This window comes from Candidatus Nitrososphaera sp. 86-2, assembly GCF_056726185.1.
The window spans coordinates 284641-306198 of record NZ_JBWZON010000001.1; the positions used below are offsets into that span (position 1 = coordinate 284641).

At 55.3% G+C, this 21558-nt stretch carries 20 protein-coding genes and 1 tRNA gene; 14 read left to right on the forward strand and 7 right to left on the reverse strand.

Going from position 1 to position 21558, the window contains the following annotated elements; translation table 11 throughout:
- Positions 1-22: 22 nt before the first annotated feature.
- The 4 genes from folE to ACYOR7_RS01790 are packed head-to-tail and all read right to left on the reverse strand — an operon-like array spanning position 23 to position 2568.
- Entirely contained in the window at positions 23-571 is a 549-nt protein-coding gene (gene folE, locus ACYOR7_RS01775; protein WP_479914439.1) for a GTP cyclohydrolase I, read from the reverse strand.
- Between the two features lie 27 nt (positions 572-598).
- Positions 599-1315, reverse strand: a complete 717-nt coding sequence (locus tag ACYOR7_RS01780) for a 7-carboxy-7-deazaguanine synthase QueE (RefSeq protein WP_479912967.1) — start codon at positions 1313-1315, stop codon at positions 599-601.
- Positions 1316-1349: 34 nt separating this feature from the next.
- The gene (locus ACYOR7_RS01785; RefSeq protein ID WP_479912968.1) at positions 1350-2051 is read right to left on the reverse strand and encodes a 7-cyano-7-deazaguanine synthase; all 702 of its coding nucleotides are present in this window, start codon (positions 2049-2051) and stop codon (positions 1350-1352) included.
- A gap of 28 nt (positions 2052-2079) precedes the next feature.
- Positions 2080-2568: a cupin domain-containing protein gene (locus ACYOR7_RS01790; RefSeq protein WP_479912969.1), complete on the reverse strand. Its 489-nt coding sequence runs from the start codon at positions 2566-2568 to the stop codon at positions 2080-2082.
- A 68-nt stretch (positions 2569-2636) separates the two neighbouring features.
- Here ACYOR7_RS01790 and ACYOR7_RS01795 point away from each other — a divergent pair, with 68 nt between their 5' ends.
- Both ACYOR7_RS01795 and kae1 read left to right on the forward strand, forming a co-directional pair.
- Positions 2637-3839 carry a redox-regulated ATPase YchF gene (locus ACYOR7_RS01795; RefSeq protein WP_479914440.1) on the forward strand — a complete coding sequence of 401 codons (1203 nt, stop codon included), beginning with the start codon at positions 2637-2639 and terminating at the stop codon, positions 3837-3839.
- An 11-nt stretch (positions 3840-3850) separates the two neighbouring features.
- Positions 3851-4849, forward strand: coding sequence for a KEOPS complex N(6)-L-threonylcarbamoyladenine synthase Kae1 (kae1, locus tag ACYOR7_RS01800; protein WP_366137736.1), 999 nt, complete (start codon positions 3851-3853; stop codon positions 4847-4849).
- Here the strand turns inward: kae1 and ACYOR7_RS01805 are convergent.
- On the reverse strand, positions 4846-5160 hold the full coding sequence (locus ACYOR7_RS01805; RefSeq protein ID WP_294806417.1) for a hypothetical protein: 315 nt from the start codon (positions 5158-5160) through the stop codon (positions 4846-4848). The two genes, kae1 and ACYOR7_RS01805, sit on opposite strands and share 4 nt — an antisense overlap.
- 33 nt (positions 5161-5193) lie before the next feature.
- Here ACYOR7_RS01805 and ACYOR7_RS01810 point away from each other — a divergent pair, with 33 nt between their 5' ends.
- A complete protein-coding gene (locus tag ACYOR7_RS01810; protein WP_479912970.1) occupies positions 5194-5805 on the forward strand; it encodes a KEOPS complex kinase/ATPase Bud32 in 612 nt (203 codons plus the stop codon).
- A gap of 36 nt (positions 5806-5841) precedes the next feature.
- Positions 5842-6387 carry an XTP/dITP diphosphatase gene (locus ACYOR7_RS01815; RefSeq protein WP_479912971.1) on the forward strand — a complete coding sequence of 182 codons (546 nt, stop codon included), beginning with the start codon at positions 5842-5844 and terminating at the stop codon, positions 6385-6387.
- On the opposite strand, the gene twy1 is transcribed toward ACYOR7_RS01815, so the two are convergent.
- Complete coding sequence (twy1, locus tag ACYOR7_RS01820; protein ID WP_479912972.1) at positions 6371-7405, reverse strand: 4-demethylwyosine synthase TYW1; 1035 nt, start codon at positions 7403-7405, stop codon at positions 6371-6373. The two genes, ACYOR7_RS01815 and twy1, sit on opposite strands and share 17 nt — an antisense overlap.
- Before the next feature lie 55 nt (positions 7406-7460).
- On the opposite strand from twy1, the gene ACYOR7_RS01825 reads away from it, so the two are divergent.
- Both ACYOR7_RS01825 and ACYOR7_RS01830 read left to right on the forward strand, forming a co-directional pair.
- On the forward strand, positions 7461-8285 hold the full coding sequence (locus ACYOR7_RS01825) for a hypothetical protein (protein ID WP_479912973.1): 825 nt from the start codon (positions 7461-7463) through the stop codon (positions 8283-8285).
- 46 nt (positions 8286-8331) lie between these two features.
- Positions 8332-8434 (forward strand) — tRNA-His (locus ACYOR7_RS01830).
- 94 nt (positions 8435-8528) lie between these two features.
- On the opposite strand, the gene ACYOR7_RS01835 is transcribed toward ACYOR7_RS01830, so the two are convergent.
- The gene (locus ACYOR7_RS01835) at positions 8529-9365 is read right to left on the reverse strand and encodes a PEFG-CTERM sorting domain-containing protein (protein WP_294804037.1); all 837 of its coding nucleotides are present in this window, start codon (positions 9363-9365) and stop codon (positions 8529-8531) included.
- 240 nt (positions 9366-9605) lie between these two features.
- Between ACYOR7_RS01835 and ACYOR7_RS01840 the strand changes: the two genes are divergently transcribed.
- From ACYOR7_RS01840 to ACYOR7_RS01875, 8 genes are all read left to right on the forward strand, one after another.
- Entirely contained in the window at positions 9606-9854 is a 249-nt protein-coding gene (locus ACYOR7_RS01840) for a DNA-directed RNA polymerase subunit H (RefSeq protein ID WP_294804034.1), read from the forward strand.
- A 9-nt stretch (positions 9855-9863) separates the two neighbouring features.
- Positions 9864-13217, forward strand: coding sequence for a DNA-directed RNA polymerase subunit B (locus ACYOR7_RS01845; protein ID WP_294804031.1), 3354 nt, complete (start codon positions 9864-9866; stop codon positions 13215-13217).
- Positions 13218-13235: 18 nt separating this feature from the next.
- Positions 13236-17045 carry a DNA-directed RNA polymerase subunit A' gene (locus ACYOR7_RS01850; protein WP_366137261.1) on the forward strand — a complete coding sequence of 1270 codons (3810 nt, stop codon included), beginning with the start codon at positions 13236-13238 and terminating at the stop codon, positions 17043-17045.
- A complete protein-coding gene (locus ACYOR7_RS01855) occupies positions 17042-17347 on the forward strand; it encodes a ribosomal L7Ae/L30e/S12e/Gadd45 family protein (RefSeq protein WP_294804028.1) in 306 nt (101 codons plus the stop codon). Before ACYOR7_RS01850 ends, ACYOR7_RS01855 begins: the two co-directional genes overlap by 4 nt.
- Positions 17348-17483: 136 nt before the next feature.
- Entirely contained in the window at positions 17484-17963 is a 480-nt protein-coding gene (locus tag ACYOR7_RS01860; protein ID WP_294804025.1) for a NusA-like transcription termination signal-binding factor, read from the forward strand.
- Positions 17956-18393, forward strand: coding sequence for a 30S ribosomal protein S12 (locus ACYOR7_RS01865; RefSeq protein WP_148701301.1), 438 nt, complete (start codon positions 17956-17958; stop codon positions 18391-18393). The genes ACYOR7_RS01860 and ACYOR7_RS01865 overlap by 8 nt, the downstream gene beginning before the upstream one ends.
- On the forward strand, positions 18390-18995 hold the full coding sequence (locus ACYOR7_RS01870; protein WP_294804018.1) for a 30S ribosomal protein S7: 606 nt from the start codon (positions 18390-18392) through the stop codon (positions 18993-18995). Before ACYOR7_RS01865 ends, ACYOR7_RS01870 begins: the two co-directional genes overlap by 4 nt.
- Before the next feature lie 129 nt (positions 18996-19124).
- Positions 19125-21464 carry an FTR1 family iron permease gene (locus tag ACYOR7_RS01875; RefSeq protein WP_479912974.1) on the forward strand — a complete coding sequence of 780 codons (2340 nt, stop codon included), beginning with the start codon at positions 19125-19127 and terminating at the stop codon, positions 21462-21464.
- Positions 21465-21558: the final 94 nt, after the last annotated feature.

Genomic DNA, 21558 nt, shown 5'->3' on the forward strand with positions numbered 1-21558 from the left:
ATGCTTTTAGTTATTTAACTATTCAGACTGCCTTTGGAGCCTTTATCATTGCAAGAACATGCTCGCGCAGGTCCTTCTGCTCCATGACCCCGCGGTACGCAATAGTGAGCATGGAGCTGTTGTTGCGCACGCCGCGCATCTTCATGCATAGGTGGTCGCCCTCGGCTATCACTATCGCCCCCTTTACCCCCATGCGCATTAGTTCGTCGGCAACCTCCTTTGTGAGGCGCTCCTGTATCTGCAATCGCCGGGAGTATTTCTCGACCAGCCTTACGAGTTTTGACACGCCAAACACCTTGCCCGCCGGCACATAGGCGACGTGCACTTTGCCAAAGAACGGGAGCATGTGGTGCTCGCACATGCTGTAGAACTGGATGTCCCTTGCCACGATGACATCCGTCTCGTCACTGAACGTAACGTCAAGCTCGGCATCCATCGTGTACCCGCCGAGTATCTCTTCGTACATGTTGGCCATGCGGTCCGGAGTTCCCATCAACCCCTCGCGGTCCGGGTTTTCGCCAAGCTCTATGAGGAGCTGCCTGAGAAGCTTTGCTATCTTTTTCTTGTTCAGTTTGCCGTTATCCTTCATTATTCTGTACTAGCGCGCTCCTATTATCTTGTGAAGCTGTGGTATTACTCTTACCTGAGAGTAGAATGGGTAGACTGCGTCATAAAAGGCAAAAAGCCTCTCCAATACGGGCTCGTCTGTCTTATGGCTCGGCTGTATTATAAATCCTGCTATGTTTTTAGGACTAGCGACTCTGAATATCTTCTGCCTGACTAGGTCTGAGAACTCGTCAACGTCTGTCGAGTTGGTCACCACCACCTTGATGTAGGGCATCTTGCCTGCTTTCGTCGCTATTTCCAGGCATTCAAGCTCGTTTTTCAGCAAATTATTGTAATTCTTTTCGTCGACGACTGCTTTTGCGTCTCTCATCTTGAATTCGATCTTGCAAATGTCGATGTAGGGCAGGACTTTGGCAAAGCGGACAGAATCGTAGCAGGCCGATTCCAGGTACGTCTTGACGCCTTTTTTTTCTCTCACAAACTTGGCCAGTTCTATTACCGCCACATGCTGCGCCAGCGGCTCGCCACCTGTGAAATTTACTTTAAACGTGTTTTCCTGCAGGTCGCGTGAGATCATCTCTTTTACCTTGTCCAGCGCATAGCTGTCGCCGGAATCCATCGGTATGGCGTACGGCGTGTCGCACCAGTGGCATTTCAGCGGGCAGCCCGCGAGCCTGACAAACATTGTCTTGGTGCCAAAGAACACTCCTTCACCCTCGATGCTGGTAAAAATCTCGCTCAGTCTCACTGTCCCGGCGGTCCTCCGCCCCCGTTGTTGCTGTTCACGCTGCATAGCGCGTCCTGTCATGTATCTGGGCATCAGTGAATGCCTTTTTCCTACTTATACACGATTCGCACGCGCCGCAATGCACGTACGCGCCGGCCCTCCTCACGCCGTTAGAGTAGCAGCTCCACGTCTTAAACAGCCTGTCGCCGAGCATGGCGTGGCCTGCCTTTAAAAGGTCAGACTTGCCCAAGCCCTGCACTGCCGGCGACATCACCTCTATCTTCTGTCTCTGGCCCGATTTCAAACTGTCAATGTCGGCAATATTCAGCGCCTCTGCCATGGCCTTTGCAAACTCGGGCCGGCAGTCCGCATAGTGGGGCACGTCGCCGGAATGGGCGCCGTAGGCTACCATCCTTGCGTCGATGCTCATCGCCCACGCGCCTGCAATCGCTATGAATATGGCGTTTCTTATTGGCACGACGAGGTTCTGTGCAAAGTCCTTGGACAGCTTTTGCCTGCCGTCGGTGAGCGCGTTGCTCCTGCCGTACAATTCTTTCATGAAGCCGATGTCGATTATCCTGTGCTCCTCTGCCTTTAGGACCTTGGCAAAATACCTGGCCGCGTCTATCTCTCGCTTGGCCCGCTGGCCGTACGCAAACGTTATCATGTAGATGTCGCAATCTCTGGCAAGCGTGGCCGCATAGCACACCGAGTCCAGCCCTCCACTGACGATGCAAACGGCCGCCTGCCTTGGCACAGGGGCAGTTGGGCGCGGGGATTAATTATTATTGTCTTGTGAACTTTACTATAATCTCCTTGTGATCAGGGTACGACGCAAGCAGTTCGTTGCGCTTGCCGGCCTCCCAGTCGCGGAAATCAAACCCCGGCGCAACGGTGCAGCCGACGAGCGAGTACGAGCGCGGCCTTTGAACAGAAGCGGCAAACCAGCACCCTGCATTTACAACGGCCTGCAACGACTGTCCCTTGCCTCTGCCTAGCATCATTTTCCTGTATCTGCCGTCCTCCTTCTCTATCACATGTACTGCAAGCGGGCTTCCAGCGTAAAAGTGCCATATCTCGTCGGACTTGATTCTGTGAAACGTCGAAAACTGGCTGCTTTCCAAGAGGTAGTAGATCGCCGTTCCTGCGCTCCGGCGCCCTTCAAACCCCGGCGCGTCGACTTTCATCTCTGCGCGATACGTCTCTCTGAAATAGCCTCCCTCCGGGTGCTCCTTCAGCCCGAGCGCCCTGACCCAAGATTTTACGCCGTCCACGGTCCTCTGTTGCAGGCAGGGCCTTGAAAAACATTAATGGTGGTTCAGGGCATTTTGCTGCTGTCTTTATGATAATAGGTCTCATCGGCAAGGCCAACGTGGGCAAGTCGACGTTCTTTAACGCGGCGACAGAGCTTGCCGTCCCTGCGGCAAACTATCCGTTTACGACGATAGAGCCAAACGTGGGCGTCGCCTACGCGAGAGTAAAGTGCGTCTGCCGCGAGTTTGGCGTGCAGGACAACCCCGTCCACTCGATGTGCATCGACGGCAACCGGTTCATACCGATAAAGCTGATAGACGTCGCCGGCCTCGTGCCGGGCGCTCACGCCGGCAAGGGCCTCGGCAACAAGTTCCTCGACGACGCAAGGCAGGCCGACGCTCTCATACACGTCGTGGATGCGTCAGGCTCGACTGACAGCGCCGGCAAAACTGTACCTGCAGGCACGGGCGACCCGATGTTCGACGTCAATTTCGTGGAGGAAGAGTTTGACCTGTGGATGGCCGGAATCATCTCCCGGGACTGGAGCAAGACTGCAAGGGAGGCAGAGAACCAAGGGCAGAAACTGGAGCAGATGCTTGCCAAGAGGCTCTCCGGCCTTGCTATTCCCGAGCATCAGGTATCTGCGGCTGTGCACGAGTCGGGCCTTGCGCCGAAAAAGCCGACATTCTGGAGCGAGGACGACATACTGCACTTTTGCAAGGTGCTCCGGGCAAAAGCCAAGCCCTTTCTGGTGACGGCAAACAAGGCCGACCTGCCGACAGCAGAGGCCAACATCGACAGGATGAAAAAGTCCGGCCTCTCGGTTGTTCCATGCGCGTCAGAGGCCGAGGCGATGCTCAAAAAGGCGTCCAAGAAGGGGATGCTCCACTACCTGCCGGGTGACAACACGTTTGACGTCAAGCCCGGAGTGGCGCTCAACGAGCAGCAGAAAAAGGCGCTTGACATAGTCAAGGCGTTGATAGAAAAGTACGGCTCTACGGGCGTGCAGGAGGCGATAAACATCGCCTGCTTTGACCTCCTGCACCTCGTTGCAGTCTATCCTGTGGAAGACGAGTTCAAGCTTGCCGACAAAAAAGGAAACGTGCTTCCTGACGTCAGGCTGCTGCCAACAGGCTCGACCGCAAAGGACCTTGCTGGCACCGTGCACGCGGACCTGGCAAAGGGCTTTCTCTATGCCGTAGACGCAAGGACAAAGCAGCGCATCGGCGCCGACCACCAGCTAAAGAGCGGCGACGTGATAAAGATAGTGTCCGCGTCGAGCAGAGGATAATAATAATGGGAATGCTGTGCCTCGGGATTGAAAGCACTGCGCACACGTTTGGGTGCGCTGTAGTGGATGAAAACGGCAAGGTGTTGTCAGACGCCCGGGACGTGTACAGGGCGCCGGAGGGAAAAGGCATCCATCCTAGGGAGGCTTCGAGACACCACATCGAGGTGTCATCAGAGGTGCTGAAACAGGCGCTAGAGGACGCCGGCGCGACCGCACAAGACCTAGACATCATCGGCTATTCCGCCGGGCCCGGTCTGGGCCCATGCCTGCGCGTCGGCGCGGTGGTGGCAAGGACGCTTGCAGGGTTTTACAAAAAGCCGCTCGTGCCAGTGAACCACGCACTCGGCCACATCGAGCTTGGCGCCATGCTGACTGGCGCGCAGGACCCGCTCGTGCTCCTTGTGTCCGGCGGCCACACTATGATACTTGCGTTTTCGCACGGCCGCTGGCGCGTCTTTGGAGAGACGCTTGACATCACGGTCGGCCAGCTCTTGGACCAGTTTGGCAGGGCGATGGGCTTTGCGTCGCCGTGCGGCGGGCGCATAGAGCAGCTGGCAGGCGAGTCTGAAAAAAGATATGCGCAGCTGCCGTATGTGGTAAAGGGAAACGACGTGTCGTTTTCCGGCCTGCTGACTGCCGCAGTACGTCTGGCGAAAGAAGAAAAAACAAGCGTGCAGGGCGTCTGCTATTCGCTCCAGGAAACGTCGTTTGCGATGCTTGCAGAAGCAGTCGAGCGGGCGCTTTCTTTTACAGGCAAGAAGGAGATGATGATAGTGGGTGGCGTCTCGGCAAACAGGCGCCTCGCCTCGATGCTAGAGTCGGCGTGCGCAAGGCAGTCAAGCAGGTTCTTTGCGTGCCCGATAAAATTCGCCGGCGACAACGGCGCGCAGATAGCGTGGACCGCGCTTTTGGACTATGCAGCCACAAAGAACAGGGTCGCGGTAAAGGACGCGTCCGTCACTCAGTCGTGGCGGCTTGACACGGTCGACGCGCCGTGGCGACACAGCTAGAGACCCTTTGCCTGGCGCATTTCCTTCTCCCACTTGCTGTTTGAAAACACACCAAACTTGTAGGTCTGGTCCACCGCGACAATGACAAACTTTTTCACAAGAAACCCCTCCGCCCTGAACGCGGAAACCGCCTGGAGCGGTATGTCGAGGATAATATCGCCCTCCTTCTTTGAAAACGTGGCCATGCGCCCCTCTGTCTTTTGAAAGAGTATGCGCTTGTTCGTCAGGATGAGGACCCCGCTTTTCAGCCTGTCCTCCGCGCAATCCTCCCTGAGCAGGACCTTTTCGTCTTGCTGGGGCTTGAAACTCACGTTTTTATCTCCACTTTAGACGGTATATTACTATTGCAGCTTTTGAAAAAGGGCGCCGAGGCGGACATCTACCTTGCCGACTGGCGCGGCAGGCCGGCGGTGGCAAAGGTGCGTGAGCCAAAGCCGTATCGCCACAGTGCCCTCGACTCGTCGATTAGGAGGCAGCGGACGGTGCACGAGGCGGGTTTTGTGTCGGCTGCAAAGTCGGCCGGCGTGCGCACCCCGTTCATCTATTTCGTCGACCCGGAAAAAGCAGAGATAATCATGGAAAGAGTAGAAGGCAAGCCCGCAAAAGACGCACTCGATGCAAACCTGTGCAGGGAGATGGGCCGGTGCGCCGCGCTCTTGCACGCAGCCGGGATTGTGCACGGCGACCTGACAACCTCGAACTTTATCGCCACCGGCAAAAAGCAGTTGGTGCTCCTCGACTTTGGCCTTTCCTATCATTCAGAGCGGACGGAGGACATGGCAGTCGACGTCCGGCTCATAAAAGAGGTGTTTACGAGCGCCCATATTTCAGTCAGGGGCGCGTTTTCAAGCTTTGTCAAGGGTTATGAAGATGTGGCCGGCAAGAAAAAGACCGCAAGAATCCTTGAAAACGTCAAAGAGATAGAGCAGCGGGGCAGGTACGCCCGCGTGGCATGATCTCGTTTTTATCACTCTGAAACAGCATCAAAGCAGTTGCAAGTAACGTTTGCAAGCACTAACCAGAACAAGTTCCGCGAGGTCGAGTCGATACTTGCCGCAAGGGGGATACGCGCAAGTTTTGCCCGGCTGGAACTGGTAGAAATCCAGTCGGACTCGCTTGAAGAAATTGCAAAAGAAAAGGCAAGAAGCGCATATTCAAAAACCCAAAAGCCCGTGATAGTGGAGGACGACGGGCTGTTTGTCGACGCGCTTGTGGGCTTTCCCGGTCAATACTCCTCGTACGTTTTCAAGACAATTGGAAACGCCGGGGTATTGAAGCTGCTCGAAGGTAGAGAAGATCGCTCTGCATCGTTTCGCTCGCTCGTCGCCTTTTTTGATGGCAACAGCCTGCAGTTGTTTGAGGGCAAAGTCGCAGGCAAAATATCTGAAAAAATCGCGCAGGGAGGCTGGGGATATGATCCGATATTCGTGCCGGAAGGGGCAGACGTGACCTTTGCGGAGCTATCAAACAAGAACGACTATTCGCACCGGAGAAAGGCGCTTGAAAAATTCGCAGGGTGGCTCAAAGATACGACTTGATCCAGCGGTCGACATGCCGCTTTTTGTTCTGCAGCACGACAATCCTTGAAACCTCGCTTTCGTCCATCACTGAAAACGCCGGCATCTTTTCGCATAGCCTGTCCGCGTAGGCACGCACCTCGTCCATGTTGAGCATGTCGCCCTTTTCTAGGCGCTGCGTGGACATGCCCACGTGCATGTACGATTTTATCTCGATGAAATGCGGGTCTCCTTCGGACATCACCTGCGCGAAATCCCCGATGTCGTCTGCGCTGTCGTTGTATCCGCGGATTATTGTCATGCGAAGCACCGTTCTTGTGTCAACGGTGGATAGAAAGCACAGGCTGTCCTGCCAGCGTTCCCATGCGTCCTTGTGGCGCGGGCGGTTTATCTGCAAAAACATTTTCTTGTTTGACGCGTTTGTCGAAAGGTAGATCTGCGTCGGAAGCGCGTCCTCTTGTACGAGCCTGCGCAGCATGTCCGGCTCTTGGCCGTTTGTGACAAGGAATATCGATTTCGTGGCCTTTAACGTCTTTAGGTATCTTATCAGCTGCGGCAGTTTCGGGTACATGGTCGGCTCGCCGGAAAGCGAGATCGCGTAATGTGCCGGCAGCAATGATTCGTCGAGCTTGGTCTTGTCGTTTTTTGACCTGCCGTAAAACCCGTTTATCAGCCTCTTGCGCTCGGCCATCAGGTTCTGGACGATGACCTCAGGCTCGTCCACCATCTGCTCTGGCATTTCAAGCGTATCGTAGAATTCCGCCGGCCGCCAGCAGTACACGCACCTGTTCTCGCAGTTCATGGCAGTAGGGGTCATCTCCATGCACTGGTGCGTCGATATGCCGTAGAACTTGTGCTTGTAGCACGTGCCCTCGTTTGCAAACGACTTTTTCGTCCAGTGGCACAGCTCCACCGCCGAGTGGTTGTATACTCCATATTTGGCTTTTCTGAGCTTCTCCTTGACTGCGGGCGTTATCTGTATCAAGTTGTTGTCGTCGCCTGTAGTCGAGTGCGAGAAATACTCGTCGGAGCAGCTCATAAAGTTGGAAAAGGCCGGATCAGATTTAAATTTTGCACTGCGCCACAGGCTCGTTATGTCCGGTGTTAATACTGAGCAGATAATGAAGGCTGGTCTAGAGCTTGCAGGATGGAAAAAGATGCCCGCCGATAGCGTGGTGCACGTAAAGGGCAGGAACATCAAGAAAGTGATGATAGCAGTTGATGTCGGGACTGCAGAGCTACTGCTCGCAAAAAGTCTCGGGTGTGATGCCGTCATCGCGCACCACCCAATAGGAGTAGCCTCTATCAACTTTTACAAGGTCTTTGACAGGCACACTGACTACATGGTAGAGCACGGCGTGCCGAGAAAGGTCGCCAGGGAAGCGACAGCGAAACTCAAAGAGCGCGTGGAGACAAGGACGCACGCCAACATCTACGACGACGTGGTGGGAGCCGCGCGGGCGATAAAGATGCCCCTTGTCAACATACACCAGCCCTGCGACGAATACATGAGGCAGGCCATCCTTGCCAAGATAAAGTCGGGCAAGACGGAATACATTTCTGACATTATCGAGTCTGTGAGCAAAATACCGGAATTCTGCCACGCCGAAACCCGCGTGCAAGTGAGGCACGGAAGCGAGAAAAACAAGGCCGGCCACTGGGCGCTCGTGATAGCGGCAGGAACCAACGGCGGCTATTCCATCGCCAAGGCGTATTTCCAGTATGGCGTTGACACCGTAATCTACCTGCACGTTGACTATGGCGACCTGGTAAAGATGCGCGAGGAAAAACTACAGGGAAACCTTGTCGTCCTGGGCCACCTTGCAGGCGACTCGCTCGGTCTGAACGCGCTTGCAGACAAACTTGAAGAAGGCATGGGCCTTGAAACGGTCAGGATAGGGCTCCTGCCTTCCAAGTAAGCAATCGAACGATTATATATTGTGCTTCCTGCAGATTGCACTGGCGGCCTTCGTAGTATAGCCTGGTGAGTATAGGCGGCTGTGGACTGTTCTGAAATTGTCTCGGCAGACACCGCTTGAGGAGGGTTCAAATCCCTCCGAAGGCCCCATCATCTAATTTTCAGAAAATAATAATCGTGTATACCTTGCGGTAGTTGTTGACAAAAATAAAAAAAGGAAAAAGAGAGGCTCGTCCAGCCTGCCTTACATCTTTGGCAAGAAGCTGAACTTGCTGTACCTTGTCGTGGCGACGATGATGCCGACGATTGCGACTGCAAGAACGATTGCAGCGATTGCGCCGAACTCTGGGATCGCTACGAAGGTACCTGTGATGTCGATCTGTTCAGACTGGGCCGCGAACGGGACAGTCACTGTTCTTATGGACGCACCGTGGTCGTCATCAGCAAAGTCCTCGATTCCATCGACAAAGACTACATAGTCGGTGTCATTGCCTGTTTGGCCATTCGCTCTGGCGTCTGCGAGAGTCCTTGGAATCTGGATGATCAGCTGGCCGTCTGCGGTCGAGTTGATCTTGGCAGTGATTGTCGAAGTGTCCGAGTCACCTGCGAGGCTAATGAGTTTGCCGCCGGTGATCTTGTACATGACCTCCTGCGTACCGTTCTTGAGCTGTATTGTCATCTTGCTCCATCCGCCTGACGATGGTCCAGTGCCTGTTGCTGTGAACTTGAACATTGCTGATCCAACGTCTGCACCATTGTATGTGACTGTTGCCTTGTAGTCGCCGCTAGACTTCATTATACCTCCTGCCTTGAACGAGTAGGTAAATGAGCCGTCTGCGCTGGCGGCAAACTGGTCGAACTTTACAATGCTGCCTTTTGGATCGAATACTCGAATGAGTAGTGGTTGTCCTGTTGGTGCTGTGCTAAGTTTTCCAGAGACTTTGATGGTGTCTCCTGTGCTGTAATCTGTCTTGTCTGTCGTTATGGCGGTGCTGCTTTGTGCATGTGCAACGCCAAACGTGCCGACAGCCGCAACAGATGCCAGCATTATTGCCATTAGTGCGTACGCTTTATACTCCATTATCCCTCATGCACACCTAACACGCTATATTTCCGTTACTATTTATCCTTTTTGTGCAGGAACTCTAACGCTTGTACTCATTTCAGATAACCACGCGAAAAAACGCTTTTCAATTTTCCAAATAAAATCGGCTTTTGGATCAAATATTCACAATGCTTAAATATACTATTTTTTTATTCATCAATTTGACTTTGATGTTTTCTCTTGAGCACAAGCTATTGTCCGTGGAGGTCGCATCCTTTGTCTGAAAAGAAAGTAGTCAAGATAACAAACCATGTGTACCAGCCAAAGCACGAGATAATCCCCAAGGCGGAGGCTGAAGAGGTGTTGAAAAAATACAACGCCAAGCCGGGCCAGCTCCCTTACATCCTGATGAGCGACAAGGCCATCGAAGACTTGGACGTGAGGCCGGGCGACATCATCAAGATCACGAGAAAGAGCCCGACTGCGGGTGAAAGTGTATATTACCGCTACGTGGTGGAAGGGTGAGTACTCGAGATGATAGAGAATTCTATCGAGATGTGGCCTATTATCAATGATATTTTGAGAAGGGAGGGAGTCGCGCGCCAGCACCTGAACTCTTATAACGAGTTCATGGAACGCGGACTGCAAAGCATCATCGACGAAGTGGGCGAGATTGAAATCGAGACCGCCGAATACCCGTACAAGATAAAACTTGGCAAGGTAAAACTGCAGCAGCCAAGGATAATGGAGCTTGACGGCTCTATCACGCATGTCGCGCCTATGGAGGCGCGCCTGCGCAACCTGACGTATGCTTCTCCTATAATGCTCGAATGCTCCGTCGTCGAGGACGGCAAGATACTTGAATCCCGCTTTATCCACATCGGCGACATGCCGGTGATGGTCAAGTCCAACACGTGCATCCTGCACAACCTGCCTGAGGTCAAGCTGGTCGAATACGGCGAAGACCCACGCGACCCTGGCGGATACTTTGTCATCAACGGTTCAGAGCGCGTCATCGTTGGATTGGAAGACCTGTCGTACAACAAGATTATCGTCGACACCGAGGAAACGACGGGCACGCTCCTGTACAAGGCCAAAGTGTATTCATCCATAGTCGGCTACCGTGCAAAACTGGAGCTCATCATGCGCCCCGACGGCTCGATTGTGACAAAGATTCCCGGCTCGCCAGTCGACATCCCACTCATCACGCTCATCCGCGCGCTCGGCCTGGAGGCAGACAAGGACATTGCTGATTCTGTGTCGCTCAACGAGCTGATACAGGACGAGCTAGAGCCCTCGTTTGAAAAGGCCGGCGACGTGGCGTCAAGCCGCGACGCAATCGTCTACATTTCAAAGAGAATCGCGCCCGGTATGCTTGAAGAGTTCCAGATAAAGCGCGCCGAGACCCTGCTTGACTGGGGACTTCTCCCGCACATTGGCAAGAACCCTGAGAACAGGCACGAAAAGGCGCTGTTCCTCGGCGAGGCCGCAAGCAAGCTTATCGAATTGAAACTTGGCTGGATAGAGGCAGACGACAAGGACCACTATGGCAACAAGGTCATCAAGTTTGCCGGCCAGATGCTTGCAGACCTGTTCCGCACCGCGTTCCGCAACCTCATCCGCGACATGAAGTACCAGCTAGAGCGCTCCGGCCAGAAACGCGGCATCAACGCCGTTGCAGCAGCCGTGAGGCCGGGAATCGTCTCTGACAAATTAAACAACGCCATCGCAACGGGCAACTGGGGCCGTGGCCGCGTCGGTGTGACGCAGTTACTGGACAGGACAAACTACATGTCAACGATCAGCCACCTGCGCAGGATACAATCACCGCTGTCAAGGAGCCAGCCCAACTTTGAGGCACGCGACCTGCACGCGACGCACTTTGGCAGGATATGTCCCGCAGAGACTCCTGAAGGTTCCAACTGCGGACTGGTCAAGAACCTCGCGCTTTCTGCAATCATTTCCGTAAACGTGCTTTCTGCCGAAGTCACAGAGAAACTCTATGAACTTGGAGTCCAGAACGTGGACGAGGCAAATGAGAAGCTACGCGCTGCCGGCACGAGGGTTTTTGTCGACGGCAGGCTGATCGGTTACGTGGAAAAGGGCGACGTTCTCGCAGAGACCCTCAGGAGCATGAGGAGGTCCGGCAAGGTCCACCCGCACGTCGGCATCTACCTCTATAGCTCGCAAAACGAGAACGCGACCAAGAGATTGTACATCAGCTGCAACGCCGGCAGGGTCATGCGCCCGCTCGTCGTTCTGAAGGACAGCAAGCCGCTTGTCACGATGGAGATAATCGAAAAGGTGTCCAAGAAGTTCCTGTCGTGGATGGACCTTCTCTACATGGGAGTCATCGAGCTGGTCGACGCAAACGAGGAGGAAAACTCGTACGTGGCGATGGAGCCAAAGAAGGTGGAAACAGGCAAGCATACGCACTTGGAGATATTCCCCTCCGCAATCCTTGGAGTCGGCGCTTCAATCATCCCGTACCCAGAGCACAACCAGTCGCCAAGAAACACGTACGAGAGCGCGATGGCCAAGCAATCGCTTGGGTTCTCTACTCCATTGATGAACGCAAGCACGTACGTGCGCCAGCATTTCATGCTCTACCCGCAGATACCTGTCGTCTCTACTAAGGCAATAAACCTGCTTGGACTTGAAGACCGCCCGACGGGCCAGAACTGCGTCGTTGCGGTGCTTCCGTTTGAAGGCTATAACATCGAGGACGCAGTCGTGTTCAACAAGTCGTCAGTCGACCGCGGGCTTGGAAGGACGTTCTTTTACAGGATCTATGAGGCTGAAGCGAAACAATACCCTGGCGGCATGAAGGACACGTTTGAGCTCCCGCAGGCCGACGCCAACATCCGCGGATACCGTGGCGAAAAGGCGTACCGCCTTCTGGAGGCAGACGGCGCAATCATGCACGAGGCCGTGGTCAACGGCGGTGACATACTGATCGGAAGGACTTCTCCACCAAGGTTCATGGAGGAGTACAAAGAGTTTGAAGTAAAGGGCCCGTACAGGCGCGACACTTCGGTCGGCGTCAGGCCATCTGAAAACGGAGTCGTCGACACCGTCATCATAACACAGTCGGTGGAGGGCGGCAAGATGTACAAGATCAGAGTCCGCGACATGCGCATTCCAGAGATCGGCGACAAGTTTGCCTCAAGGCACGGCCAGAAAGGCGTCGTCGGAATGCTGGTCAACCAGGAAGACGTCCCGTACACCGAGGACGGCCTTGTGCCAGACGTAATGATTAACCCACACGCGTTCCCATCCAGGATGACCGTCGGCATGTTCATGGAGTCGCTCGGCGGTAAAGCCGCATCATTGCGCGGCAAAATCGCGGACGGCTCGGCGTTCCTTGGCGAGAAACTGGACGACATCAAGGGCGCAATGGAGCAGTACGGCTTCAAGTATACAGGCAAGGAAGTGATGTACGACGGCAGGACCGGCAGGCGCTTCCCTGCGGACGTCTATGTCGGCGTCGTATACTACCAGAAACTGCACCACATGGTCGCAGACAAGATTCACAGTCGCGCCCGCGGACAGGTGCAAATGCTGACAAAGCAGCCGACAGAGGGCCGCGCCCGTGGTGGAGGGCTCAGGTTCGGAGAGATGGAGCGCGACTGCCTTATCGCATATGGCGCGTCCATGATGCTAAAAGATCGTCTGCTTGAAGAGTCGGACAAGGCGGAGGTCAACGTCTGCGAAAGGTGCGGACTGCTTGCGTACTATGACGTCAAGCAGCGCAGATACGTCTGCCGCGTGTGCGGAGAAAAGGCCAAGATCTCGTCCGTCGTAATCGCGTACGCGTTCAAGCTCCTGTTGCAGGAGATGATGAGCCTCAACGTCGCTCCAAGGCTGATAGCCAAGGAGAAGGTGTAAGGAGAGGGGGAGATAACAATGATGGAAGAATCAGCCAAGATTCTCGGTGGAATAAAGTTCAGCGTCTGGTCGCCAACTGAAGTGCGCAAGTTCTCGGTCGCAGAAGTCACTGCGCCAGAGACGTACGACGAGGACGGTATGCCCGTGCAGGGCGGCCTGATGGACAACAGGCTAGGAACCCTGGAGCCGGGGCAAAAGTGCGCCACGTGCGGCAACACCTCTGCCAAGTGCCCGGGTCACTTTGGCCACATCGAGCTTGCCGAGCCGGTGCTGCACATCGCCTTTGTCGACGACGTGCACAAGCTGTTGCTCACCACGTGCAGGTCGTGCAACAGGATAAAGCTCGATCCTGAAGAGCTGGCGCACTACAAGGCAATCCGCGAGAGCAAGGCGCCATACGCCGTTATCACGCTTGAAAACATCCGTGACGAGATAATAGAAAAGGCCAAGAAGGTCAAGTCGTGCCCGCACTGCGGCAAAGAACAGTACGACCTGATATTCACAAAGCCGACTATATTCGTGGAAAGAACCGAGGCAGGCGAGAACAGGCTGCTTCCGATCACTATCCGCGAGCGCCTGAGCCACGTGCCAGACGAGGACTTGATGCTGCTAGGCTACGACCCGACGACCGCAAGGCCAGAGTGGTTCGTGCTGCAGGTGCTGCCAGTCCCGCCGGTGACCGTCAGGCCGTCGATCATACTAGAAACAGGCATCAGGTCGGAGGATGACCTGACCCACAAGCTGGTCGACATCATACGCGTCAACCAGCGCCTCAAGGAGAGCAAGGAGGCAGGGACGCCGCCGCTCATCGTACAGGATCTAGTAGACCTCTTGCAATACCACGTCACAACGTACTTTGACAACGAAGTGTCCGGCATACCGCAAGCCCACCACAGGTCGGGCAGGCCGCTGAAAACGCTGACGCAGAGGCTGAAGGGAAAGGAAGGCCGCTTCCGTGGCTCGCTTTCCGGCAAGCGCGTCGACTTTTCGAGCAGGACCGTCATCTCGCCGGACCCCAACCTTACGATATCCAACGTGGGCGTGCCTACTGATGTTGCTAAAAAGCTGACAATTCCAGAGACCGTGTCGCAGTGGAATCTTGAGAAACTCAAGGCGCTGGTGACAAACGGCCCCAACACGTACCCCGGCGCCAACTATATCATCAGGCCTGACGGCGTCAAGATTAGGCTCGACTATGTCACCGACAGGAAAACAATCGCGGACTCGCTTGCGCCCGGCTATGTCGTCGAGCGCCACCTGTCAGACGGCGACATCGTCATCTTTAACCGCCAGCCTTCATTGCACAGGATGTCAATCATGGCGCATTCCGTGGTGGTGCTTCCGTACCGCACGTTCCGCCTGCACCCCGCAGTATGCCCGCCGTACAACGCCGACTTTGACGGAGACGAGATGAACCTCCACGTGCCGCAGAGCGAAGAAGCGCGCGCAGAAGCCACGCTTTTGATGCGCGTACAGGACCAGCTCATATCTCCGCGCTATGGAGGCCCGATCATCGGAGGCATCCGAGACTTTATCACCGGCGCATTCATGCTGACACGCGACGAGACTGTTCTCACCCGCGACGAATTTGCAAACTTGGCGCTTGTCGGCGGCTACAAGGGACCGCTGCCAGAGCCGGCGGTGACAAAGGACGGGCAGAAACTGTACAGCGGGCGCCAGCTGTTCTCGCTGTTCCTGCCAAAGGACTTTAACTTTGTCATCACCAGCAAATGGAACAAGGCGGCCAAGGGAGAGGGCAAGGATGTCGTGATAAAGAACGGACAGCTAATCTCCGGCGTAATCGACAAGGCGTCGATTGGCGCAGAAGAGCCCGACTCTGTCCTGCACAGGATAGCAAAGGACTATGGCACCGACGTGGCGAGAAAATTCCTTGACTCTATCCTGATAATGCTAAAGACGTACATCACCCACCGCGGGTTCACGTACGGCTACTCCGACCTCTGGCTGTCACCAGAGACTAGACAGGAGATAGCCGACACAATCCAAAAGACCTACGACAAGGTCCACGAGCTGATACAGCAGTACCGCGACGGCTCGCTTCCACTCACAAGGGGTCTGTCGGCAGAAGAGGCGCTGGAACTGTACGTCGTCAATGAGCTGTCCCGCGCCCGCGACCGCGCAGGCAGGACCGCAGACAGGGCATTTCCGGACAACAACTCTGGCATAATCATGGCATCCACCGGCGCAAGAGGATCGACACTTAACATAGGCCAGATGACCGCGGCGCTCGGCCAGCAGTCTATACGCGGCAAGCGCATCCAGAAGGGCTACCGCAACCGCGCCCTTCCGCATTACGTTCCAAACGAGACCAGCCCGGACGCAAGAGGCTTTGTCAAGTCCAACTACCGCGACGGCCTTAGCCCGCTAGAGTTCTTTTTCCACGCCATGGGCGGACGCGAGGGCCTCGTGGACACTGCAGTCAGGACCCAGCAGTCCGGCTACATGCAGAGAAGGCTCATCAACGCGCTAGAGCACTTGAAGATTGAATACGACCAGACCGTCAGGGACCCGCACGGCAACATCGTGCAGTACCTGTACGGCGAGGACGGAATCGATCCTGCCAAGAGCGACCACGGCGAGGCGGCCAACATCTCTAGGCTCATCGAGGCCGAAGCAATCGTCGACGAGGGGCGCAAGGCTACCGAGGACGCTATAAAGAAGATACTGGAGGAGCACGGCTCGCGCCTCAACCCGAGGATGCGCGCCAACCTGGAAAAGGCGCTCCTTGAGAACAAGCTGAGCAAGGAAGGTGTCGAGAAGGTCATGAGAAAGGTGCTCGATCTGGTCGACAAGGCCCTTGCAGAGCCTGGAGAGGCGATCGGCGTCGTAACGGCGCAGTCGATAGGCGAGCCGGGAACCCAGATGACCCTGCGTACGTTCCACTTTGCAGGAGTCAAGGAGCGAAACGTCACGCTCGGCCTGCCAAGGCTCATCGAGCTCGTCGACGCGCGCAAAAAGCCGGTGACGCCAACGATGGACATCTACCTTGACGAGTCACATCGCGGTTCGCGCGAAAAGGCCCTTGAAGTAGCGCGTGAAATCCTGTTCACGCAGGTAGGCGACCTGATCGAGAAATCCGAGACCGACTATTCCGGCGTGCTCACATTCTACTTCTCTGAGGCCAAGCTCGCCGAGCGCGGATGCACGCTTGAAGAGGCCAATGCAGTTCTAGAAGGCACCAAGAAGAAATACGAGGTCAAGATGAGCGAAAGCAAGCGCTCTATCAAGGTCAGCGTGCCCGACGAGCCAGATGCGCAGACACTGCTCACATTAAAGAACAAGCTCTTGAACACGAGGGTAAAAGGCGTGCCGGACATCGAGCGCGTCACGATTGTCAAGCAGGACGAGGAGTGGGTCATCCAGACTGCCGGCTCTAACCTTGCCAAGGTGGTGCTGGTAGACGGCGTGGACACTTCAAGAATTGCCACCAACAACGTCTACGAGATCTGGCAGACGCTCGGCATCGAAGCTGCAAGGACGGCGCTTGTAAAAGAGGTCACAAACACCCTTGAAGAGCAGGGCCTCGAAGTCGACGTGCGCCACATCATGCTGGTTGCAGACCTGATGACATCAAAGGGCTACCTCCAGCAGATCGGTCGCCATGGTATCGCAGGGACAAAGACATCAGTGCTCGCAAGGGCGGCGTTTGAAATCACGGTCCCAACGATAGCAAGGGCCTCGCTTGAAGGCCAGGTGGAGACGCTGCGGGGCGTGACAGAAAACGTTATAGTAGGTGCCACCGTACCCGTCGGCACCGGAATGGTTGACCTCTATATGAAGGTCAAGGAAGGTAAAGAACAAGAATGAAGACAATAGAAAAAGTAATCAAAGACGCAGTAGCGGCCAACAAGTACAAGAGTGGAGTGAAGGAAGTCCTCCAGTCGGCCAAGAGTTCCAAGCTGGTGATAGTTTCAAAGTCGCTTGACGCCGGCGACAGGGCAAAACTTGACGAGCAGACAAAGTCCGCCGGTGTTGCCATCTACGAGTTTGACGGCAACTCGGTGCAGCTCGGCAAGCTCTGCAACAAGCCCTTCCGCGTCACGGCGATTGCCATCAAGGGCGCGACCGACGCCGAGGTTACGGCCGTGATGTCTGAAAAGGGCAAGTGACCCTCTTTTCTTTTCCTTTTCGCTACTTTTGTTCTACCGAGGCGCCAAGACTTAAATTGACCTTCGGGACAGTGCTCAGCTTGTATTTGTCTGTTGAAGAAGGAAGAAGGCTCTACGCCAGAGGGGCAAACTGAATATGACGGAAATAAAGCTGACCTCTGACGAGCTGCGCCTGATCTCGCTCTTTGGAAGCGTGACAAGCGCGTCTGCGCGCGACTGCATAGTTGACGACAAGATGGACCGCGTCATATTTGTTGTGAACAAGGGCCAGATGGGCCTTGCAATCGGCAAGGGTGGCGCCACCATAAAGCAGCTGCAGCAGGTCGTGGGCCGCAAGGTCGAGCTCGTCGAGTTCTCGGAAGATCCTGCCGAGTTTATCCGCAACATGCTCAATGCCGACATGGTGTCGGACGTGCGCATCTCAGAAAGGATGGACGGAAGCAAGCAGGCCGTAGTCACCGTCGACGCCAAGAAAAAGGGCGCCGTGGTAGGCAGGGAAGGGAGAAACGCCGAGAAGGCCAGGCTTTTGGCAAAGCGATACTTCCATATATCCAGTGTCCTGATCGTAAGCCCGGAACAGCAGATAACAAACAGGGTGAATATGAATAATGGGTAAATCTCCACTAGGATTGTTTGCCGGCGGCGTGCTCAGGACGAAGAAGAGCCGCGGCAGGTGGGCAGACAAGTATTACAAGAGACGTATGCTTATGCTTGACAAAAAGGCGAACCCGCTAGAGGGCGCGCCGCAGGCAAGGGGCATTGTGCTGGAAAAAGTAGGCATCGAGTCAAAGCAGCCAAACTCTGCCGTGCGCAAGTGCGTCAGGGTGCAGCTGATAAAGAACGGCAAGTCCGTCACCGCCTTCCTCCCGAGGGACGGCGCTCTCAACTTTGTCGACGAGCACGACGAGGTCATGGTCGAGGGCATCGGCGGCTCCATGGGTGGCGCAATGGGCGACATCCCCGGTGTCAGGTGGCAGGTGTTCAAGGTAAACGGCGTTTCGCTCAAAGAGCTCGTATATGGCAGAAAGGAGAAGCCGAGAAGATGAGCGGAAAAGAGCAGGTTACAATCACGCTTTTCAACAAGTGGGAGACCAAGGAAATCGAGATAAACGACCCGGGATTAAAGACGGCGATTTCGCTAAAGCCGGCAGTCCTCCCGAACACCTTTGGAAGGCACGAGCACCAGCGCCTGAAAAAGGCCGACGTCAACATCGTCGAGAGGCTCGCAAACAAGATGATGCATTTCGGCAAGAAATATGCCAAGAACACAGGCAGGATGGGAGGCAAAAAGGCGCGCTCGCTCAACATGGTCCGCACCGCCTTTGACATCATCCACCTTGAAACGGGCAAGAACCCCGTGGAACTTCTCGTTCGCGCTATCGAGAACTCTTCGCCAAACGAGGACACGACCCGAATTGTGTACGGAGGTGTGGTCTACCACGTGTCGGTGGACGTCGCCCCGCTTCGCAGGGTCGACCTTGCGCTCCGCTTCATCGCAGAGGGCGTCAGGGAGTCGACATATGGCAACCCGCAGACGATTGAAGAGGCGCTGGCAAAGGAGATAATCCTGGCCTCAAACAACGACATGGCCAGCCACGCCGTCAAGAAAAAGAACGAGCAAGAAAGAATTGCGATGGCTTCGAGATAAAAGCCAGAGCACACACTCTTTTTCTTCTTCCTTTTTACGCAAAGATGGTTTAAATATAGTCACGAATTAGGTAAGCCTAATTGTGTCTTTGACGCGCGTGACAGTTGGTAGTAGTGGTGGTTGACAACAATGGAAACCAGGAATATCATTATAGCGGTATTACTTGCCCTTCTCGTTGGCGTGGCTGTACGGCCCGCCCTTGCACAGCAGCAACAACAACAGCAGGGCGATTCAGACGCAGTCGTGGCTCTTGTGAATCTGGAGCGCATGAGAGCACAAGTCCAGCTCGCCGAGAACATCCTGCAGACAGGCGACAGGGATGGCGCGTTTTCCCACGCATTCATCTCTCACACTACAATATTCCCGTCAATCAAGAGCCAGCTGATCGCGCTTGACGCCGGCTCTACTGGGCAACTGGAATCCGCCCTGACGGACTATGCCTTTCAGATAAAAGACGGCACGCTAACGGCAGGGCAGGCAAAAGAGCAGGCAGCCAAGATATACGCCCTGCTTGACTCGCTGGGCGCAAAAACCGGCAAGGCATCGGACGAGGACGCCGTGTCGCAGGTGGCGGCATTCCTGTTGCGCGATGCGGTGCAATCTTATAAACTGGCGACGCCCGTCGACTACCAGACCGCAGGCGGCCTCGTGGATGCGGCCTATGCAAAATACCAGTCGGTAGTAGGCTCGATGGAAGAATCAAGAAAGACAGAGATCGAGTCGTTCTTTTCAGACATGAATGCCGCGATGGCGCAAAAGGCCAGCGCAGACTCTGTGGCCAAGCTCCAGACCGCAATAGAGCGGGACTTGGCGGAGAATCTGTCTGAAAGCGAGGGCTCTGGCGGCTATGTGCAATACTTTACGACCATAAGGACGCTCCTTGCAAAGGTGGTGAGCGAAGTGCAGTCCGGCGACTACAAGCAGGCCGAGCAGGACGGAATAACCGCGTACCTTGACAATTTCGAGTTTTTAGAGGCGCCCCTTGAAAAGCACGACGCCACGTTGCTGACCACCATGGAGCAGCAGATGAGGGTGCAGCTGCGCGAAAAGATCCAGGCGCACGAGTCTCCTTCGGCCATACAGGCCCACGTAAACGCCATACTTGCCAATCTGCAGACCGTAGAGGGGTTCCTCAAGAATGATCCTGGCTACACAGCGCAGACCGCAGCAGCCGGCTCTTTTGCCAATATTCAGGAGCTGAGCCAGGGATTCGGGGCGTATTCTGGCCCGCTAAAGCAGCGGGGCGACGCGACAGACTCTTCCAAGGAAGAGGTGCGCCAGAACATAGACCAGATAAGGACAAAGCTGGACGACGCGCTCAGGATATACCGCGACGGCGACGTCAAGGGGGCTATACAGGCATCGCGCTCGGCGTACCTTGACAGCTATGAAAACATCGAGCTACCTCTGCGGCCAATAAACCCCGACTTTACGCTAGAGATGGAGATCAAGTTTGCCGAGCTCCGCAACCTGATGCAGGCAGGCTCGCCGTACGAGCCGGTCGCGGCAAAGGCCGTGGAGATAAGGGCCGGCCTTGACGAGTCTGAGCGACTGGTTACGGGCACCGGCTCGCTTGCGCCTGCGATAGCGTTTTCGACGTCATTTTCCATAATATTCAGAGAAGGTCTAGAGTCAGCGCTCATAATAGGCGCCATCCTCACCTATCTTGAAGCGTCGAGGAACGAACGCTTCAAGAAACACGTCTATTACGGCATCGTCCTTGCGTTTGCCGGCACTGCGGCAACGTGGTTTGCCGCCCAGTTCCTCATCGAGATCTCTGGCGCAAACGCCTCCATCATAGAGGCTGTGGCCGGCATCTCTGCGGTGGGCGTGCTGTTCTGGGTCAGTTTCTGGATACTCAACAAGGTCGAGACGAAAAAGTGGATCGAGTTTGTCAAGGCCAAGGTGTGGAAGGCGACTACGACCGGGAGCGTCATGGTCTTTGTCATGCTGTCCTTCTTTACCGTGTACCGGGAGGGCTTTGAGACCGTGCTGTTCTACCAAGCCATGCTGTCATACGCGAAATACATGGAGCTCTACGTTGCCGCCGGCCTGTTCATCGGCCTGGGCATAATAATCGGCGTGACTTTTCTCGTGCGCAAGCTGGGCAAAAAGCTCCCGCTGCGCGTGCTGTTTGGGCTCACGATGGGCGTGGGCGCGTACATGTCAATCGCGTTCATGGGAAACGCGGTGCGCGAGTTCCAGGAAATCGGCTTGCTTGAGACCACGCACGTTGCAGCCATACCGCGCCTTGACATCAACCTCGCGGCGATGACCGGCATCCACCCGACTCTGGAGACAGTGGTGGCGCAGGTGGCGCTGCTTGCAGTCTATCTTGCCGGCTCGGCGTACGTGCTCTGGCTGCAGCCGAGGCGCAAAAAGGCCATAGAGTCTGCAAGAAAGTCCCGTGCAGATCTTGAAAAGCCTGCGACGGGCAAAAGAGCCGATATTGACGTTGAGGACCACTAGTCTCTAAACAACGTGCCTCACCTTTTTCTACAAACAAAATCTTTTTCTGCCCGGAATAGGGGATAGCACTATTGAGGGCTATAGGCAGAAGCGG

Excerpts from the sequence above, each read along its gene's own strand:
- ACYOR7_RS01860 (WP_294804025.1), top strand. The coding sequence starts at position 17,484 with ATGACGGAAATAAAGCTGACCTCTGACGAGCTGCGCCTGATCTCGCTC.
- ACYOR7_RS01795 (WP_479914440.1), top strand. The coding sequence starts at position 2,637 with ATGATAATAGGTCTCATCGGCAAGGCCAACGTGGGCAAGTCGACGTTC.
- ACYOR7_RS01875 (WP_479912974.1), top strand. The coding sequence starts at position 19,125 with ATGGAAACCAGGAATATCATTATAGCGGTATTACTTGCCCTTCTCGTT.
- ACYOR7_RS01825 (WP_479912973.1), top strand. The coding sequence starts at position 7,461 with ATGTCCGGTGTTAATACTGAGCAGATAATGAAGGCTGGTCTAGAGCTT.
- ACYOR7_RS01865 (WP_148701301.1), top strand. The coding sequence starts at position 17,956 with ATGGGTAAATCTCCACTAGGATTGTTTGCCGGCGGCGTGCTCAGGACG.
- ACYOR7_RS01835 (WP_294804037.1), bottom strand. The coding sequence starts at position 9,365 with ATGGAGTATAAAGCGTACGCACTAATGGCAATAATGCTGGCATCTGTT.
- ACYOR7_RS01870 (WP_294804018.1), top strand. The coding sequence starts at position 18,390 with ATGAGCGGAAAAGAGCAGGTTACAATCACGCTTTTCAACAAGTGGGAG.
- twy1 (WP_479912972.1), bottom strand. The coding sequence starts at position 7,405 with ATGAGCTGCTCCGACGAGTATTTCTCGCACTCGACTACAGGCGACGAC.
- ACYOR7_RS01845 (WP_294804031.1), top strand. The coding sequence starts at position 9,864 with ATGATAGAGAATTCTATCGAGATGTGGCCTATTATCAATGATATTTTG.
- ACYOR7_RS01855 (WP_294804028.1), top strand. The coding sequence starts at position 17,042 with ATGAAGACAATAGAAAAAGTAATCAAAGACGCAGTAGCGGCCAACAAG.
- kae1 (WP_366137736.1), top strand. The coding sequence starts at position 3,851 with ATGCTGTGCCTCGGGATTGAAAGCACTGCGCACACGTTTGGGTGCGCT.
- ACYOR7_RS01850 (WP_366137261.1), top strand. The coding sequence starts at position 13,236 with ATGATGGAAGAATCAGCCAAGATTCTCGGTGGAATAAAGTTCAGCGTC.